At 45.2% G+C, this 17,958-nt stretch carries 14 protein-coding genes; 13 read left to right on the top strand and 1 reads right to left on the bottom strand.

From position 1 onward, the window contains the following. The first annotated feature begins 97 nt into the window (after positions 1 to 97). Both MHI25_RS11115 and MHI25_RS11120 read left to right on the top strand, forming a co-directional pair. On the top strand, positions 98 to 946 hold the full coding sequence (locus MHI25_RS11115) for a DUF6612 family protein (RefSeq protein WP_076186691.1): 849 nt from the start codon (positions 98 to 100) through the stop codon (positions 944 to 946). A gap of 154 nt (positions 947 to 1,100) precedes the next feature. Beyond that, positions 1,101 to 2,222, top strand: a complete 1,122-nt coding sequence (locus MHI25_RS11120; RefSeq protein ID WP_340395408.1) for an NADH-dependent flavin oxidoreductase — start codon at positions 1,101 to 1,103, stop codon at positions 2,220 to 2,222. 78 nt (positions 2,223 to 2,300) lie between these two features. On the opposite strand, the gene MHI25_RS11125 is transcribed toward MHI25_RS11120, so the two are convergent. Further along, complete coding sequence (locus tag MHI25_RS11125; protein WP_076305902.1) at positions 2,301 to 3,317, bottom strand: CapA family protein; 1,017 nt, start codon at positions 3,315 to 3,317, stop codon at positions 2,301 to 2,303. A gap of 269 nt (positions 3,318 to 3,586) precedes the next feature. Here MHI25_RS11125 and MHI25_RS11130 point away from each other — a divergent pair, with 269 nt between their 5' ends. From MHI25_RS11130 to MHI25_RS11180, 11 genes are all read left to right on the top strand, one after another. Next, entirely contained in the window at positions 3,587 to 4,825 is a 1,239-nt protein-coding gene (locus MHI25_RS11130) for an FprA family A-type flavoprotein (RefSeq protein ID WP_036689344.1), read from the top strand. 16 nt (positions 4,826 to 4,841) lie between these two features. Next, a complete protein-coding gene (locus MHI25_RS11135) occupies positions 4,842 to 6,056 on the top strand; it encodes an FAD-dependent oxidoreductase (RefSeq protein ID WP_248549254.1) in 1,215 nt (404 codons plus the stop codon). A gap of 28 nt (positions 6,057 to 6,084) precedes the next feature. Beyond that, a complete protein-coding gene (gene rd / locus MHI25_RS11140; RefSeq protein WP_076130123.1) occupies positions 6,085 to 6,267 on the top strand; it encodes a rubredoxin in 183 nt (60 codons plus the stop codon). Positions 6,268 to 6,314: 47 nt separating this feature from the next. Continuing rightward, positions 6,315 to 7,025: a Crp/Fnr family transcriptional regulator gene (locus tag MHI25_RS11145; RefSeq protein WP_051491610.1), complete on the top strand. Its 711-nt coding sequence runs from the start codon at positions 6,315 to 6,317 to the stop codon at positions 7,023 to 7,025. Positions 7,026 to 7,192: 167 nt separating this feature from the next. Continuing rightward, the gene (locus tag MHI25_RS11150) at positions 7,193 to 8,602 is read left to right on the top strand and encodes an extracellular solute-binding protein (RefSeq protein WP_340395409.1); all 1,410 of its coding nucleotides are present in this window, start codon (positions 7,193 to 7,195) and stop codon (positions 8,600 to 8,602) included. Positions 8,603 to 8,824: 222 nt separating this feature from the next. Further along, positions 8,825 to 9,889 (top strand): GDSL-type esterase/lipase family protein, encoded by a 1,065-nt coding sequence (locus MHI25_RS11155; protein ID WP_340395410.1) that lies wholly within the window; start codon positions 8,825 to 8,827, stop codon positions 9,887 to 9,889. A gap of 16 nt (positions 9,890 to 9,905) precedes the next feature. Next, positions 9,906 to 11,465 (top strand): extracellular solute-binding protein, encoded by a 1,560-nt coding sequence (locus MHI25_RS11160; RefSeq protein WP_340395411.1) that lies wholly within the window; start codon positions 9,906 to 9,908, stop codon positions 11,463 to 11,465. Between the two features lie 74 nt (positions 11,466 to 11,539). Beyond that, positions 11,540 to 15,793, top strand: coding sequence for an alpha/beta hydrolase fold domain-containing protein (locus MHI25_RS11165; RefSeq protein ID WP_340395412.1), 4,254 nt, complete (start codon positions 11,540 to 11,542; stop codon positions 15,791 to 15,793). Between the two features lie 103 nt (positions 15,794 to 15,896). Continuing rightward, positions 15,897 to 16,103 carry a tautomerase family protein gene (locus tag MHI25_RS11170; protein ID WP_076305899.1) on the top strand — a complete coding sequence of 69 codons (207 nt, stop codon included), beginning with the start codon at positions 15,897 to 15,899 and terminating at the stop codon, positions 16,101 to 16,103. After that, positions 16,093 to 17,049: an ABC transporter permease subunit gene (locus MHI25_RS11175; RefSeq protein ID WP_076305898.1), complete on the top strand. Its 957-nt coding sequence runs from the start codon at positions 16,093 to 16,095 to the stop codon at positions 17,047 to 17,049. The genes MHI25_RS11170 and MHI25_RS11175 overlap by 11 nt, the downstream gene beginning before the upstream one ends. A gap of 21 nt (positions 17,050 to 17,070) precedes the next feature. Next, positions 17,071 to 17,955 (top strand): carbohydrate ABC transporter permease, encoded by an 885-nt coding sequence (locus tag MHI25_RS11180; protein WP_139329962.1) that lies wholly within the window; start codon positions 17,071 to 17,073, stop codon positions 17,953 to 17,955. Positions 17,956 to 17,958: the final 3 nt, after the last annotated feature.

The raw sequence follows: 17,958 nt of genomic DNA on the forward strand, positions 1-17,958 counted from the left end.
AAGGATAGCTCTAAGAATATGTAGTCTATTTTGAGCTCTTTTATTATTTCGACCTATACGGCGTTACATTATCGCAAGGGGCCGAAAGGGGAAGTACATGAACAGTTTTTTCAAAACAATAGGTACTAGTTTGGCAGTAGGTGCTTTATTGCTGTCCGGAACGATCGGATGGATGTCTAATCCAGGAGTAGTGTCAGCAGCTACCTCAACAGTAGTAACCGCGGATCAGATGATCAGCAAAGTAACGGCAGCCTCCAAAGCAATAAAGAATTTCCATCTGGATGTGACCAAAAAACAGGATATTCAAAGCGGCGGGGTGCGTATCAGCAACACCAACACTCTGAAGCTGGATATCAACCGTCTGCCGAATTTTGCCGCAGCAGGCACTGTCGCTAGTAGTCTTTTAGAAACATCGTACAGTCTATATGCCAATGACAAGGAGTTTTACTATCTTGTAGACGGAAGTGAACTGATCGATGAATCTGAAGATGAAGGTTACGACGATGACGGGGAGCCAATCGATCCTGATGCACAATATTGGCTTGGACTGGAGAAAACGGAATGGGATGCCTTTTACTCTAAAGGCCAATACGATCCTGTTTCCATGCTTGATTCGGTCAAAAGTTATAAAAAATCCATGAAAGTCAGCACTGCTGGCGCACAAACAGTCTTACAATTCACGGTAACCGATCCGACAGCAGCTAAGGGGATAATCAAACTCTATGACCAGGAGAACCTCTGGGATGGAGAGACAGTTCAACCCAAAAGCGTAACGTGGAAATTATTCGTCAATACTAAGACCTGGCAAACGGAAAAGCTGACAGTCGATCTGAGTTATGTGCTGGTAAGTGATGGAGCCAAAGATACATACACCACGAAAATCGAAGCTAAATATTCCAAAAATAATAAAGGTGCAGCCATTGTAAAACCGGCCGAACTAGAATAATAAGGACCATTCATATCGAGCAAAAAGCGCTGTTCCAATGAACAGCGCTTTTTGTTGTATTCAATAGCAGTTCTTTATTAGTTGACAAGAATAAATCATTGCTGTAATTTATATGTATGCGCATGTATATAATATTTTATCTAAATATAATTTAATGAAAGTTGGGAAAAAGATGATAGCACTAGACACAGCATTAACTTTTCGCAGAGGGCTGACATTAAAAAACCGAGTGGTTATGGCTCCAATGACCACGCGAATGAGCTTTTATGACGGTGTAGTAACACAAGATGAATTGAAATACTATTCGCTAAGAACGGGCGAAGTAGGTGCGGTCATCACTGCGGCAGCAAATGTACAAGAGGGTGGAAAAGGATGGGAAGGTGAACTTAGTGTTTCCTCCGATGAATTTATTCCTAGCCTCAGCCGATTAGCATCTACTATTAAACGAAATGGAACAAAGGCTATTTTACAGCTATTCCATGCAGGAAGAATGACAGATTCAAAAATATTGCGTGGCGTACAACCCGTTTCCTCCAGCGCCATTGCTGCTGAACGCCCGAATGCAGAAATTCCAAGAGCATTAACAGAAGATGAAATTTTCGGTGTAACTGAGGATTTTAAAAAAGCGACTCAACGTGCTATTCAAGCTGGATTTGACGGGGTAGAAATTCATGGAGCAAACACATATTTAATCCAACAATTCTTCTCTCCACACTCCAACCGTCGTGAAGATCAATGGGGAGGAAGCTTAGAAAAAAGATTTAATTTCATTAACCAATTAGTGGATGCAGTTATTGCTGTTGTTGACAATTCAAAGGTTAAGGATTTTATTGTCGGTTATCGTTTTTCTCCAGAAGAATATGAAGAGCCTGGAATTAAAATCACCGATACCTTTTATCTCATTGATAAATTAGCTGATAAAAAGCTGGATTATCTGCATATTTCATTAGGGGACTTCAAGAAAGTATCTGCATCAGAAGATTTTAAAGAAAAATCAATCCTGCAATATGTGCATGAGAAAATCAAAGGCCGTATACCTTTAATTGGGGTAGGAGATATCCGTACCAAACAGGACGCAGAGGACACGTTGACAAATGCTGAATTAGTAGCAGTAGGACGGTCTCTTATCATTGATCCTCATTGGACAAGTAAAGTACTGGAGGGTAAAGAAGATCTCATCAGAAGAGTACTTGCTGATCAAGATAGAGAAGAACTTGTAGTAGAGAATGGTATTCTAGAATTCCTTAAATTAATGATGCCTGATCGTTTACGCTAAACCCAAACACAGTTTTGAGGTCTAAATCTATAACGTTCCGCGGTAAATTCCGCGGAACGTTATTTTTCTGTAACGACTCTATTCCCTCTTTAAGATTGTTGTCGTATGTTTCAACATTCGATTCATGAGATTTCGCCGTTCTGTTTTTATGTCGGTGTCGCTTCTCTTTAATGCGTCGCGGATGGGGATGATCTCTGTAATTTTCCTGCCGCTTTTTATTCTTCGATCTACACAAGTCGGGATGTAACCTACGTTAGTTATACTCGTGTGTCCTTTTTCATCCTTCTTTATTTTAAGCGTAAGAATGATACCGCTTTGTGTATAAGGAATATTCATTAGTTTAGTAGAAACAAAATTCCCCAATGAGTAAATAACGAATTGTTTTTTTCCACGAAGCGCTAACGGTTGAAGAACATGTGGGTGAGACCCCAGTATGATGTCGGCGCCATTTTTAAAAAAGAGATTGACCAGCTCTTTTTGCCTCTTGTTTGGAGTGTAACGATATTCGCTTCCGAAATGCAGATAAAGCAAGACTAGATCGACTTTCTTTTTTAAATCTCGAATCTCCCGAATGATCTTGGGCGTAGATATCCGGTTAACCAGCCATGGCTTACTCACTGGTACAGGAATTCGGTTGGTTCCTGCTGTGTAGGAGAGGATGCCAATCGTAATTCCTTTGACGTTTTTAATAAGCGTTCTCTTGGATTCTTCTAATGATTTAGCTGTTCCCGTGTGGTCGATTCCATTACGGTCCAGAACTCGTAACGTCCGAACCAGACCCGGGGCACCATAATCCATGCAATGATTGTTGGCCGTTACTAATACGTCGAATCCGGCTTCCTTAAGTGCAGGGGCCAGTTCGTCTGGACATTTGAATATCGGACCGCCTGATCGGGGGCTTTTCCGGCATTCGGGGCCGCTTCCAGCAAAGGTGGTTTCGAGATTGCCAATCGTCAAATCAGCCTGATTCAGATAAGGAGCTACTTTTGCAAACAGGGGGCTGAACGAATAGGTTCCGTCAGGCTGTTTAGCATCCGAAATAATATAACGTTTGACCATTAGATCTCCCACAGCAGCTATTTGTATTTCAGTCATGGATATCCACCTTTTTATTATTTTCATTAGGATATGGCATAAAGTTGTTAGGGGTTATTCTTTCTTTAAGGCGAAGTGCAAACATTTGTGTGGCTTTTTATTTAAAATGTGACCCAACGCATAATCACTTTATTTAGATCGTCTAAATTTAAGGTATTCATTTTTTTCAAACTTTTATAATTTGATTCAAATCCTCTTTTTTGTTTGGCAGCCATAATAAAATAAGGTTGTTGATAAACATTATCAATCAAACATTGGAGGTTAAAGAAATGAGTACACAATTCAAAAAAATCGCCGAGGATACTTACTGGATAGGCAAAATCGATAACCGCCAGGTTCCATTTCACCGCCTGATTCTGGCAAAAGGAACTACCTATAATTCTTATTTATTAAAAACAGGTAAGCCAACTGTCATTGATACCGTAGATATGGAATTCGGACGTGAATATGCCGAGTGTCTGGGTGAAATGATTGATCTTCTAGATATCCATTACATTGTAATTAATCATACAGAGCCTGATCACTCTGGTGGACTGGCAGCTCTCGCTGCCAAGGCTGCAAATGCCACGATCGTATGCACCGAGATTGCTGTTCCCGAATTGCAGGAAATGTACAAGCTTCATAGCCGGAACTTCCTGGTGGTTAAAGACGGAGATAAGCTGGATATTGGCGGGAAAACGCTGCTGTTTAAAGAAACACCGTATCTCCATACCGCAGAAACGATGATCACCTATTGTATCGAAGATCAAATCTTATTTCCTTGTGATATTTTCAGCACGCATGTTGCGGTGGAGAATCTATTCAGCGATGAAGCCGGGTTTGATATTACGGAAGATTTCGAGGGCTATTACGCAGCAATTATTCATCCTCACAGAAGATATGTAAGAACCCTGTTAGAGGCTGTTAAGGATCTTGAGATCCGGATGATCGCTCCTTCCCATGGATTTGTGATCCGGAAGGACATACGTAAATATATCGGGATGTACGCCACATTGAGCCGTGAAACAACGCAAGGAAAAAAGGCAACCATCGTATATACCACCATCAAAAACAGTACCAAGAAGATGGCCAAAATCATACAGGATTGCTTGCAGGAAAATAATATAGAGACAGAGGTCTGGGATGCAGATAAAAGTAGTGCCACTGATATTCTGAACAGCATAACGTCAGCGGACGCGGTCTTTATTGGCAGCTCCACTAAATACGCGGACATGATTGGGAACCTGGAGAACATTCTGAAAGAATTGCACAATATGAATCTGGAAGGTAAACTTGCTGCAGCCTTTGGCTCCTACGGCTGGAGTGGTGAAGCCATTGAAGTCATTCAGGATTATCTGAATGGAACAAACATGACGGTGCAAAGCACATCTGAGGTTATTAAAACCACGGGGATGACACATGTAGAGTTCCCTGTACGAATCAGATTTTCCCCGAAAGAGCCTGAGAAAGTTCAAAAAATTAAAAATGCGGCTGAATTTGTTTCGGATTTGCTGCTGAGTTCATTTTAGGGAGGAGGAACATAGGATGACAAAACATTACGTTATTGTTGGCGGAGGAGTAGCCGCCGTCCATGCCGCCAAAGCCATCCGTGATCAAGACGCAGAATCGGAAATTTCGATCCTCGGGGAGGAAAGTCAACTGCCCTATAACCGGATTAAGCTGACCAAGGGGCTGTTTACCGACCTGCACAGTGAGAAGGTGCTGATTAAAAAGGAAAAATGGTACCGCGATAACCGTATCTCCGTAAAAACCTCGACCCGAATCCGTTCTGTCCACCCGGACCGGCAAATAGTTGTGACAGAAGATGGGCAGAGTGTTTCTTATCATAAGCTTTTATTGTGTATGGGAGCGAAGAATCGTGCACTCTCCCTTGAGGGCTTCGCCCTGAACAATGTTCATACCCTCCGGGATATGAACGACGCGGACAGATTGAAAGAAAACCTGCAGGATGGCAGCCATGTAGCCGTAATCGGTGGGGGAGTGCAGGGAATCGAAACCGCTTGGGCGCTGCATGAAGCTGGATATCAGGTAACGGTGATCGAAGCTTTTCACCGGTTGATGGGCAGACAGCTTGATGAGAAATCCTCACAGCTCCTTAAAGAGAACCTTGAACAAGCAGGTGTGAAGGTTATTCTTCGAGCTGATGTAGCGTCTATAACAGGAACTGAGTATGTTACCGGAATTACGCTGCACGACCAATCTCATTTTTCCTGTGACCATGTAGTCTACTCTATTGGTATTGTACCGAATACGAAACTGGTAAGTGGCTCGAATATTCAAGTCCGGCAGGGCATTATCGTAAATGAACAAATGCAAACAAATGATCCGCATGTGTATGCAGCCGGAGATGTGGCTGAAATTAACGGGTATGTGGAAGGACTGTGGGGCGGAGCGATTGAGCAGGGCAGGATTGCCGGCAGTAATATGGTCGCCAATCTGACGGCGTATCGTAGAGCTGTTCCGGTTACCTTGTTTACCGCCTTTGGTATCTCTTTATTTTCGATAGGCAACGTGGATGAACAGTGTTGCGATACGGCGGTAAGCGGAGATGACAATGGGGCGTATACGCGTATCTATGTGAAAGATAACACAATGATCGGTGCGATATCCTGGCAAGGTGCAGCTGCTTCTCTTGGGTATAAAACCGCTGTAGAGTATGGCATCTCCCTTGAGGGGATCGATGTTAACGGGAGTAGCATCGAGGAGATTATGGCTGAAGTACAAACCAGGTTGAACTAAACTATTAACTTTTTAGGAGATGATAAAGATGAAAAAATACATTTGTCTACCCTGTGGTTATATCTATGATCCGGCATTAGGCGATCCCGATGAGGATGTTGTTGCAGGCACTGCATTTGAAGATTTGCCTGAAGATTGGGTCTGTCCGGTATGCGGTGAAGATACCAGTCATTTTGCGCCGGTTGAAGATAAAAAAACTTCTGTATCCTAAAGGAAAGTAGGAGTTGTACAAAAAAATGAACAACAGGGGGGACAGTTATGAAGGAGTATTCTTGCCAATACGCTGCTGAACCTTGTACCCGCAAGGTGCCTATTTTTGCTGCGTTAAGCGATGACGATCTCTCCCGGATCAGCGCTATGATCAAGCATCGTAAGTTTACTAAAGGTCAACCTTTAATTCTGGAAGGGGCGCCGTCAGATACGCTGTACATTATTCAGCGAGGGCATGTTAAATTATCCAAAACAACTCCTGAGGGCAAGGAACAAATTTTGCACATCTTGACGAATGGAGACTTTTTCGGAGAACTGAGCATTTTTAACAGCGATGAGCTGAGTAACTTCAGTGCTTATGCTCTGAAAGACACTAACATTTGCATGCTGACCCGAACGGATATGGAGCAGCTGATGAGGGATAATCCGGATATTTCGCTCAGACTACTGAAGAGTGTGACCAAAAGACTAGCCCATACGGAAAATCTGGCGCAAAGCCTGGCGACCAAAGATCCCGAAATACGAATTGCTTATATGATCATGGAACTCAGCGACAAATATGGTAAGCAGCGTGGCACTCATATTCATATTGACCTTCCGTTGTCTCGTGAAGAGCTGGCCAGTTATGTTGGGGTCACCCGCGAAACTATTAGCAGAAAATTCTCAAGGTTTGAAGATTCAGGTCTTATTGAGCTAATCGGAAACAAGCAAATGCTCATTATAGATCCAGCCGGTTTGGAGAGTTATATGGGGTATTAAGAGGATTACGGTGTATTGACCGCTCTTTATGACACCGTGGGTGCAGAACATACGCTATATGGGGCCAGACTCCGATACTTGTCGTTCCCAAAGGATTTCAGTATGATGAATACTATATAAACTTGTCCCTATGGGCTCGATTAATCGGAAGATGGCGAGGAAACCCAATGCAGAAAAGGAATAGCAGAAAATTTTTCCGTATCAGGCTAGAGGAAATGATTCAAACCTTGCGACATGAAATTCATTCGGGAAGTATAGCGATCGGCAGTTATCTTCCTTCAGAAAGCGACTTAGAGGTGCGCTTCGGACTTAGCAACGCTTCTGTGCGCAACGGGCTCAAGGTGCTGGTGGATGAAGGCTTAATTGAGAAAATTCCGCGTGTTGGCAATCGGATAATTCCTCCCGTAGAGGAAGGCAGAACGACGATCAAGTTCGGATATGTGAACACCATCTCCAAGCTTGTAGAGATGCAAGAGCTACTGAATGAGTTCGGTAAACGCTATCCGCATATCGACGTTCAGCCGCTCGAGTTGTCTTCAGGAAACTACTCGACATCTTTGAAGGAATATTTGCAGTCGGAAATCATGGATGTCGTACTGATGAATAATAACAATTATCAGGATTTTTTGGAGCAAGGCTGTACGGAGCTGCTGGAGCCGATGGAGGAACAGCCGGACACGTATCGTTTTCTTTCCGACCCGTTCCGGTATGGTGACCGTAATCGCGTTCGCCCCTTCATTTATTCTCCAGTCGTGCTTTGTTATAATAAACAGCACTTTAAGGAAGCCGGCGTATCACCACCAGACAGTAGCTGGACCTGGGACGATTTGTTTGCTAATGGTCGAAAGGTAGCTGAAGGTCATGACTGGTACGGTTTTTATTTTTATTTGCCTTCTCGTAACCGGTGGCCGTTGTTCCTGCTTCAAAGCGGCACAACGTTTGCGGCAGAACAGGATGACGAAGGGAAATACCGGTTCAGCGGCTCAAAGCTACTCGACAGTTTAGGAACCATCCGAAAGCTGATAGGCATGAAAGATGTATTTCCAGCTGTATTGTCTGAGAGCGATGCGGATGCGGAAGCCTTGTTCTTGCAAGGCAAAGTGTCCATGATAATGACGACCTATTACTTCTTGAATCAATTGCGTCAATCCGATTTGGCATTCGATATTGCTCCATTGCCGCGGCTGCAAAATGCTGATACGCTGCTGATTATAAATGGACTGGCGGTTAACAGCAAATCACAGAATAAGGATGCATCCATGCTGCTCGTTGATTTTCTCACCTCACATGAGGCACAACTGATCATTAGGCGCAAGACGCTGAATATTGCAGCCAACCGTTTGGTGATGGATTGGGAAGGTGAGGAAGTGGGTTATCGTCCGGCCCGTTTTCAGCTTTATCGTGAGATCTTCCCTACCTATCGTCTGGTTACAGAGCTGGGTTTGAGCAACCTCCAGTTGAAAGAGATTCAACGTGATATCATGATGTTTGTTTCAGGTCTACTGGACAACGACGAGTTATGCCGCAGGCTTGAGGAAATATTGAATGCGGTAAATCAGGAGACTCAGCACTCTTGAGGACTGAAAGTTTATGTGAAAATCCCGGCACAGGTTCAATTCTGAATCTGTGCTTTTTGTTATGTTGAAGTATTTGTTTGTTGCACAAGAGTTGACTCATATATGACTCATAATAAACATAAAAACTTGTTGACTATGCTTTTGTTGTTATTATATGATGCAATAGAAGTCAGATATGAGTTAACGCGAACTCGATTTTATTAAGGTGGTGTAGCTGCAAAGATGGAAAAGGAAGGCGTTTATTTTCACAATGTTTCGGAGCTGGTTCATAAACCCTATCAATCTGGATTGCATCTCCAGCGTTTTCCGCAGCATGTGCGCAATGGCTTGTCAGAGAAAGGAAGAACCAAAGCTATACAATCGAACGGCTGTGAATTGCGGTTTGTCACCGAATCCAAGCATGTTAGGGTCACTGTCGGATCGAATGATAATAACGGCCGCGTTGTGGTATGCAGAGGGGATTTTTTTCATTCTCAGCATTTTCTGCAGGCGGGTACGGTAACCACTCTGCACTTGGAGGAGCCGGAACGTTTTACAGAGGTATCAAGTAAGCGGCTGAATCAGTCTGGATTTTCCTCTAACGTATGGCGTTTGCATTTTGATCGTTTCGGAGCTGTTTACTACGATGTGGATGCTTTTGGTTGTGAAGTACGTGCGCCTAGACCGGAAGAGGTACCGAAGCTTACGATGCTCGCCTATGGATCTTCCATCAGCCAGAGCGCGGGATCCACGCATCATTTCAATGGTTACTTACAGCAGACAGCGCGCAGACTTGGTGTGGATGTGCTAAATCTTGCGCTTAGCGGATCTTGTTATTGCGAGGACGTAGTTGCCGATCATCTGGCTGAACGTGAGGATTGGAATTTTCTGTTTCTGGAACTTGGTGTCAATATGCGTGCTGTAGTGTCTCCCGAGGAATTCAAGCGTAGAGTGTCTTACATGCTGGACCGGGTTATCAAAAATCATCCTGACAAACCTGTGTTCGTTACTACGATTTATCCGAATCGTGCAACGTATTTTCTTGATACAGGCCATCTTCTTCATGTCCAAGAGGCGGTTTTTAACGAAGTGCTGCTTCGTTACTGTGAAAGCAATAAACATCCACAACTACATCTGCTGGATGGCGCATCAGTCATGCGCGATCTTACCTCGCTGACCTCCGATCTGATTCATCCTTCCGATTATGGACACACGCTAATGAGCGAGCATTTAGCCAAGCTGTTGCGGCCCATGATCGAACCCCTCCGAACTTCTAGTCATTCTACTGAAGTGTCCCCAATTTTATAATAGGGAGTTGATGGAAATGAAGCGTTGGATGCTTACCATGGTCATGGTGGGAGTTTCATTATTAGCCGTCTCTATGAATGGATGTTCCTCTTCTAATAAGGGGGGAGAAGAACAAGCAGGGGAGAGTCCGGAAAAAACCACTGCTTTCTCCATATCGTTCCGGAGCGGAAACATTTCGTATGCAGACAATCATCCGAATATCAATGATGACAAATGGGTCAAAAAGCTGGAGGAACTTACAAATACAGATCTTAACATCCGTTTGATGCAGCAGAAAAATTTTGATTCGCAAATGATTCAAATGTTCGCGATCAACGACATTCCGGATGTCGTGCAAGCAAGCTCTGGGCTGACGAACCCTCAGTTGGCAGGTTCCGTGGAGGCCGGAGTATTCATGCCCCTAAATGAATTGCTTGAGCAGTATGGGCAGGATCTTCTCAAGAAAGTTCCGAAGGAGGCATGGGAGAAGGAGACCGATGCCAAAGGTAATATCTATGCGATTCCGGAATGGCTGTCCAATCCGTCACGCCGGGCAACTTGGATTCGTGCGGATCTTTTGGAACAAACAGGGCTGCCAGAGCCTAAAACAGTAGATGACTTCCTGAATGTCATGCGTGCTTTTAAGAAGCTGGGTGTGGAGAATCCTTATATGGGCCGGGAGGACTTTGTATATTCGGATATGTTCTTCGGATCTTACGATACCTTTGCTAATTTCTTTATGAAACAAGGGGATCAAATTGTCCCGAAATTTATGAATATCGAAAATATGCAAAAGACGATCCAAACGTACAAGACAATGTTCGACGAAGGACTGATCAACAAGGAATTCGTCACAATTAATCCCACGAAATTTAAGAACGATATTCTTGCAGGCAAGGCGGGCATCTGGAACATGAATGCGAACCTGTTGATCCAATGGGATCAGCAGCTAAGAGAACAGGTGCCTACTGGTAAAATGAAGCTGATCGCCTCGCCCACAGGGCCAGACGGTAAGGGGGGACTTCGTCTTGTCGGTACGGTGCCGCGAGCGTATTTAATTAACAAGAATGCGAAAGACCCTGCCGGGATCGTCAAGTTTTTCAACTGGATGGTTAGTGACGAAGCGGAGATGTTTTTTACCTTCGGAATTGAAGGGGAAAACTACACTGTAGAGAACGGAAATATTAACTATAACAGACCGAAAACAGCTGATGAAGTTGATGAAGAAACGTTCCGTCAAATCCTGCTGTGGTTCGTACAGGATACTACCTACAATAAAGGTGCGCTTAGTCTCACACCCGAAGGAAAAGATTTGATGAAGCTCTACGACACAGTACTTGCGAATGAGGGACGCGACGGGATTCAATTTGAACCGCAAGTAAAAGGCTATCAGAAAAACCCGGACATCACCCCAGGTGGAGATAAATTGCCACCAGTTATATTGACGCATGTGATCAATATGGTATACGGAAAAAAGCCGATTTCCGACTATCCGAAGGTGGTGGAGGAATGGCTGCAGAAAGGGGGAAGTGACGTCGTCAAGGAAGCAACAGAACGTTATAACAATAACGACGGTGTGATTTTGTCCCGACATTAATAAGCTGCATCTCACAAGAGGTTTGAACTCCATAATGCTTGTGATTACCTATACCATGTCAAGGAGGATTTTATTTGAGAAACGGACTATATAGGAAAGCTTTTCGAGTGGGCATTAGAGTACTGTTGTCTTTGGCTTTGTTATATTCGCCTTTGGAAATGCAAGCGCTTACTGAAGTTTATGCAGACGGAATAACCGATGACTATGTTACGCTCTACGAGGAAAACTTCGATGACCCTGACAATTTTGGATCTACCGGTGGTATTGCCATTCTGGGGCCTTGGCTGCAGGAAGGCGAAGGAAACAGTATGGCGAAAACTTCGGTTTCGTCCACGGCCCCGTCCTTACCGAATCTGGTGAAAATCGATGGCAAGGATGCATTGGCGCTGCCAGTGAATTCGACGGGGTACCGCAATCTTCAATTGAGTTATTATACACGGGCATCCTCCTACATCGGAGGAAGCGTCATCGTAGAATGGTCAAGTGACGGAGGGATAAATTGGACAACGTTGGAGGAATTTAAGCTGCCCCCAGGAACGCTGGAACAAAAGAACAGTGAGCCGAACCAACTCAAAGTCCAAAACTTGGGCAGCGGAGCTGACAACAACCCGAACGTCAAAATCCGGGTTCGTGTGGGGGAGCTTATGAGCGCGAATATGTACATTGATAGTGTCGCCCTCAAAGCTCAAGCGATTCCCGGAATACCACCCGCAGAGACACCGGTGCCAATCCCTACACCGGCTGAACCTAAGCCGTTTGTGGTTCCTGAAGGCGTTAAGCTGTATGAAGATGTGCGGATTGGGAATGCTGGAACGCGGCCGATTTATACTTCGATTGCCGTACCCAAGATCCTGCCTCAAGCACCCGTGCCAGTGATGGTATACATTCATGGCGGAGGTTGGAATCACGGAGACCGGAAGCAAGCCCTTGCCAGTATCTGCAACTATGTAACCAAGCGAGGATATATCGGAGTATCGCTGGATTACCGCTTAACCCCGGAAGCGCCATTCCCGGCGCAAATTCAGGATGTGAAGCTTGCTATTCGTTACTTGCGCGCGCATGCGGCAGAATACCATCTGGACCCGAGTCGGATCGGTGTATGGGGTTCGTCATCAGGGGGGCATCTGGCCTCACTACTCGGTACGACTGGGAACATTAAGTCAGGCGAGACAATCACATTGGATACAGGACATACCGTAAATGTTCCGGATTTGGCAGGGAATGGCGGTTGGCAGCAATATTCTGATCAAGTGCAAGCCGTTGTCGATCTCTACGGTCCAGCGGATTTTACAACAAACTTCGCTAATAGCTATAAATCTGTAAAAGCGCTTTTAGGCGGGAACGACGCGTTCTCTGTGCCAGACCAGGCAAGGTTGGCTATGCCTGGCACTTATGCGTCACCGGACGATCCGCCTTTTTTCATCCGCCATGGGGATGTGGATTCGACGATCCCATATACGGACAGTATTACGTTCTCCAATCAATTGAAGGATGCAGGCGTGAAAGTGGTCGATGTCAAAATTGTACCTAAACAAGGTCACGGTTTTATAGGCGAAGCGGCTGAGCAAGCAAGCGCCGAGGCTTGGGCTTTTATGGATCAATATGTAAAGAATCGAACGGCAACAACACCTGATGATGAGGTTGTATATCGCGATCTAGCCAGTCTGGCACCGAGCGACGATGCAGTCATCGACAGCAGCAAGCCCACTGTAAACTTCAATAGCGCGACGGGCAGCAGCAATGGATTGTTCAGTATTTCTTCTGGCGCCGAGAACAAGAAATATGTGTATTTTAAATTTGATGTCTCTTCATATAGCAATCCTGCAAACAGGTATATTTTTAATGTTGCTGCCAAAAAGGGTTCATCCAATGCGGACCTCGAACTTTCGTTATTCGGCCTAAAGGATACAAATTGGACTGAATCGGAGCTGACTTGGAGCAATGCGCCTGTCACGGATCTGACCATTGCTTCGTTAAGTGGGAAATTTACCGTAACGGCAGACAAATCAGGAGCTCCACAGGTTTACAGCATCGATGTGTCCGAGTTTGTCAGAGAAAGATTGTCCGCATCGGGCGGTAATATCGCTTTTCTGCTTGGTGATGCGGCAAGCACTGGAATTTCCCTCAATGTCTATTCGAAAGAAGCTAATGGCAACAGCAACCCCCGTCCACAGCTGGTTGTTCAAGAAGCGGTTGCACCTTCAAGCGACCATGAGAAACCTTCCTGGCCGGATGGAAGTTCTCTGAAAGCTGTCAATATAGGTACAGAGTTCATTCAACTTTCTTGGCCGGCCGCCAGCGATAATCAAGGTATCGGCTCCTATCGCGTATACCGGGATAGCACCCTGTTATCCAATGTTACCGATGCAACGTATACAGCCGTCGGGCTTAGCCCTAGCACGGCGTACAGTTTTAAGGTTGAAGCGGTGGATCAGTCGGGCAATACATCCGTACCGCTTTCTTTTACCCGGTCAACGCTTACAGAACCCATCATTCCTTACGCGATTGCAAACGTGACAGCCAGCGACAGCGATGGCAATATCGCAACGAATACCATCGATAATAACTTGTTCACCCGTTGGTCCGCCGCAGGTAACAGCCCGTGGATCCAATACGATTTAGGCGAACGGAAGCAGATCAGTTATTTAGGTATTGCCGTTTATAAAGGTGACACGCGTACGGCTCAATTGAGTATCGAAACTTCAAATGACGGTTTGGCTTGGACTACCATATGGACTGGTGCAAGCATGTACAGAACCATAGAGATGCAACCTTTTGATTTTCCTGACACAGAAGCCAGATATGTGCGTATCGTAGGTCTTGGGAATTCTGATGGCAGCGCGTTTACAAGTTTATCGGAGATAAACATCTATGCGCCGTTCGCAAATGGCGATACACCTGTAGCCAGCATCCCGAACTACACGCCTAATCCACCCCGGGAACCGATCCCATTCAAAGCTCCCGGATTAACCGAACCTGAGGGTACGGTGCATCCGGTTCATTCCTCACCTACAACCACTGGGCGCATCTTGAACGTGCTGGACTATAATGCTGATCTCGCCGATAACGACACAGATGACGGTATTGCTATTCAAGCTGCCATAAACAGTGCTGAGTCCGGCGATGAGGTCTATTTGCCGTCTGGGGTTTATAATTTGAACTCAACATTGGATACTCTTGTCAATTTGAAGCTCAAGTCAGGAGTAAACCTTCGCGGTGAGGATCAATCAACAACCATCCTCAAGACATCTCTCAATAAGGTAAAAAACAGCGCCCTGATGAAAGTATCCGGACAGCATGATCTGTCCATAACTAATCTCACATTGACTTCTACATGGAACGGTGTCTACACGACGGATCACAAAGTGAACAACCCGGACGCCGGTGGTCCCGACAGCATGATTACCATCGCAAATTTTGGTGAAGTTCCGTCATACAACGTCACGGTTGATGGAGTTACTGTAGAGAAGTATTCACGTATGGGTGTGCGTATCGACAACAGCCGTGATATCGTCGTACGCCGCAGCACGTTCCGAAATGCGACAGATGTAGGTCCGGGCGGTGCTGGCTATGGTGTGTCGATTCAGGGCATGGCCAAGCAGGATCGCAACGGGTATGAGAACGACACGGTTTGGAATGTTGTGGAGGACTCCCATTTCGAAGGCCCTTATTTGCGGCATGGGGCGCTGATCCAATTTGTTGCCCATAACAATGTCCTGCGAAACAATCAGTTTATGAATACAAAGCTGGATGCCATCGATCTGCACGGAGAACTCGAATATTTGAACGAGATATACGGCAATGTGATTAGCGATATTCCCTACGGCGCGGCGATCGGACTGGGAAACACCGGGGGTACAGCACCCAGCAATCACAGTAAGTCAGGACCGCGTAACTATATCCATGACAATACGATTCGTAATACAAGAGAAGGAATCAATGTAACTATGGGCACCCCGGATACAGTCATTGAGCGAAATGTGATTGAGAATACAACGCATATAGAGAACGCCAAGGGCATTCAGATTTTGAACGGGCCAGGTACTATCATTAAGGAGAATATCATTCGCAACAACACCGCGTCGAATTATTGGGCTGTATCCCTTGAGCATGATCCCGGCGATAGCAAAGCAAATGATATCGGAGCGGGCGACCCGCAGGACGTTCAATTGATCGCAAATTCGCTGATTGGCAATACGAACGGTATTCGACTTCTTGCTGGAAAAGGGATCATCCTGCAGGGGAATCTTATTAACAGTATAAGTTGCAATTATTTCAAAAATGATCATGTAGTAGTAGAGGGTTGGCCGTTACCGATTATACCCTAAAGAAAACACAAGCTCACTCATAGAAACTCCATATTGCAAGCGCTTTATTGTAGGTAGAATGAGGTTAGATTCATTCACTATTCAAGGAAATGGAGGAAGGCCGATGCCACATATTGAGATTAGGATGTACGAAGGCCGAACGAGTGAGCAGAAGGAGGAGATAGTCACCGTATTCACGCGGGAGTTATCCCGAATTATTGATCGGGAGGAACAGTTTATTACCGTCGAATTTCAAGAAATTCCCCTGGATGAGAATGCTCCGGCGAACCTGCTGAAAACAGGATCTATAGGAAACGGTTATGAAAGCTAAGTTAACTGGGGTTAACCTTATTAACTACAAAGCCGACACGAAAAGATCCTTGCTTTTAAACATGTGGAAATTCAGAGCACTCTATGTGATTGCGATTCCTGGGATCTTGTATTTTATCATTTTCAAGTACTTGCCGTTGGCTGGTTCAGTTATTGCGTTTCAGAACTACAACATTTTTAAAGGCTTTACAGGCAGTGAATGGGTGGGACTTGAGCACTTTAGGACGATGTTTCAATACCAGGATTTCGGAAGAATCTTGAGCAATACAATTCTGCTAGGCTTGTATGATCTTATATTCGCCTTTCCGGCTCCAATATTGCTTGCGCTTCTGCTGAATGAAATTCGGCTTGTGTTTTACAAACGGTTTTTGCAAACGGTGGTTTATATGCCCCATTTCCTGTCTTGGGTAATTGTCAGCGGTATCGCCTTGGGTATCCTCTCCCCAGGAACAGGGATTGTGAATCAGGCTTTACAAGCCTTCGGCTTTGAACCAATTTATTTTCTTGGTGAAAATTCATACATTCGCACGATTTTGATCAGTTCCGGCATTTGGAGGGATTCCGGGTACGGTACGATCATTTATCTGGCCGCGTTGGCAGGAATAAACCCAGATCTTTATGAGGCTGCTGAAGTAGACGGAGCCGGGCGCTGGAAACAAACCTTAGCCATTACACTGCCGTCTCTGATACCGACGATTATGATTTTGTTCCTTCTCCATATCGGGAGATTTCTTGATCTTGGCTTCGAGCGGGTATGGGTATTCCTGAATGCGCTTAATACCGGGAACGGGGAGATTCTGGACACTTATATCTATAAGGCGGGGCTGCTGTCTCAGCAATACAGCTATACAACAGCAGTGGGGCTATTCAAGTCGGTAGTTGGACTCATTCTGGTGCTCATCGGCAACATTTTGAGCAAAAAAACAACCGGTGAATCGCTGTATTAATCGCTCTTTATGGAGGTAGGGATGATGAGAGTACGCTATACTCGCGGCCAGAATCTATTTAATGTGTTCAATCTTTTGTTTCTGACCGCTCTCGCTTTGGCTATGTTTCTGCCGTTTCTGAATGTGATTGCCCAGTCCTTTAGCAGCTCTGAAGCAATTATTAATGGCAGGGTAGGCTTGCTGCCAAAGGAATTTACCGCGATCAATTATCAGTACGTTTTCAGCGATCATTCCATTTGGCGGGCGTTCGGTGTTTCCGTCTATATTACGGTACTGGGCACCGCCATTAATCTGATTGCGACAGCTTCTCTCGCTTATCCGGTGTCGCGGCCGGAATTCGTAGGACGTAAATACATCGTCATGATGGTATTGTTCACTATGGTATTCAGTGCCCCTCTTATTCCAAACTTTATCCTGATCAAAAATTTGGGGCTTATGAACTCCTTATGGGCACTTATGATTCCGGGGGCCATCAGCGCATTTAACTTTTTCGTGATGAGAAGCTTCTTTATGCAGCTGCCTCAGGAGCTGATAGATTCCTCCAGAATCGATGGGTGTGGCGAGCTGCGGATCATAGTCAATATGGTACTGCCGTTGTCCAAACCGGTAATGGCCTCATTGGGGATTTTTTACGCCGTCGGGCACTGGAATACGTACATGAGCGCTCTGTATTATATCAACAAGCCGTCATTATGGCCTCTGCAAGTGATGTTGAAGAAGCTCTTCGAGACGGACGATATCAGCATTGATCCGGCTTCCTCAGTTTATAGCTCTTTGGCCCACACCTCACCTGAGGGCATCAAAATGGCTGTTATCATTGTCGCTACTATTCCGATTATCATGATTTATCCGTTTCTTCAACGCCATTTCGTTAAAGGAATGATGGTCGGATCCGTCAAATCCTGATCT

Origin of the sequence: Paenibacillus sp. FSL E2-0177, assembly GCF_037992975.1 — a bacterium.
Taxonomy (GTDB): domain Bacteria; phylum Bacillota; class Bacilli; order Paenibacillales; family Paenibacillaceae; genus Paenibacillus_AQ; species Paenibacillus_AQ odorifer.